Here is a 1,214-nt window from a genome sequence, read left to right as displayed (position 1 = left end):
AGCTGACATACTGGTGATGTTGGTAATGCCAGCCTTGATCGGAATGAATTGTCATTCGATAATGCCTGTCTTTGCTTTTTTCAATCACTTTTTCTAAAGGTCCCAACACACAATCCAATGTTGGTTTTTGTTGGAAATGATAGGCGATGATTTCTCCATTAAATCCATCTAGAAACGGGCTTAGGTACGCTTTTCTTTTGACAGGTATTCCTTCCGGATTTCGTTCTGTATAGTGGAATTCTGATATATCTGTATAAATTTTTTGATTGGGAACACAACTGAAAAAACGTCGATTCACTCTATTTTTGGCTGTCTGACCGACCTGTCCTTTATAAGAGCGATATCTTCTTGAACGACGAGTAAAGCTTGTACATACTAAATGATATTTCTTCATGATTCGCCTAATTTTTTTATGGTTCACTTGATAGCCCTTATGGGCTAACGCCAACTTCAATCGACGATATCCGTAATTCCCATCATTTTCTTTAAAAATACGCTGAATCCATTCTTCTATTGGAGACGTAGTTTCTTCAACTGCTATCTTTTTTTTCCAATAATTAAAGGTGGATCGGGGTAAGCGAATGGCTTCTAAGACCAACTCTTGACGATACTTTCCAATCAGGTCGATGGCTATTCTGGTTTGGACTCGCCGTTTCGCTTCGCCATAATATTCTGTTGGAAAGTCTGTAGCTTTTTTAGATACTCCACCTCGATTCGTAATAATTCATTTTCACGTTCTAATTCTTGTTCACGGGAAAGTGAGGCTCTTTTCTGCTGTTTTTTTGTTGGTTTCGTCATTTTTTTAGGTCTCCCTCTGCGATTAGACAGGGCTGTGTGGCCGTCAGTAATGTATTTCCTCTGCCATCGAGAAATCATTGGACCGCATGGCAGTTTGAATTGTCTCGCTGCTTCTCCGAAAGAAGCCCCTGTCGTTTCTATAAAGTGTAATACATCTCGCTTAAATTCACTAGTATATTTTTGAGGAGAACGATGTGTGACGAGCCCTTCCTTTCCAAATAGTTGATAAGAGTGTTTCCAACTATAAATTAAGGAATACGATGAAAGACCATATTTTTTAGCTAATGCTCGACAACCTAGAGGACCTTCCAGATATTCTTTGACGATCTTTAATTTGAACTCTACTTCATAATAAGTCATAAAAAATAACCTCCAAAAATTGTATTTTTCACGTACAACTTTTGGGGGTCACCTCA

Annotated in this window: 2 protein-coding genes; both read right to left on the bottom strand. The window is 38.4% G+C overall.

Annotation, left to right across the window (positions count from 1 at the left end):
- Window positions 1–598 (bottom strand): IS3 family transposase (locus JZO69_RS16385; RefSeq protein WP_242586922.1); only part of this gene is annotated, 598 nt, incomplete at its 3' end.
- A gap of 32 nt (window positions 599–630) precedes the next feature.
- On the bottom strand, window positions 631–1,158 hold the full coding sequence (locus JZO69_RS16380; RefSeq protein ID WP_207113881.1) for a helix-turn-helix domain-containing protein: 528 nt from the start codon (window positions 1,156–1,158) through the stop codon (window positions 631–633).
- Window positions 1,159–1,214: the final 56 nt, after the last annotated feature.

Origin of the sequence: Candidatus Enterococcus ikei, from assembly GCF_017316105.1 — a bacterium.
Lineage (GTDB): Bacteria > Bacillota > Bacilli > Lactobacillales > Enterococcaceae > Enterococcus_L > Enterococcus_L ikei.
The sequence above is the reverse complement of the archived record's forward strand: the minus strand, read 5'-3'. Positions and strand labels throughout refer to the sequence as shown.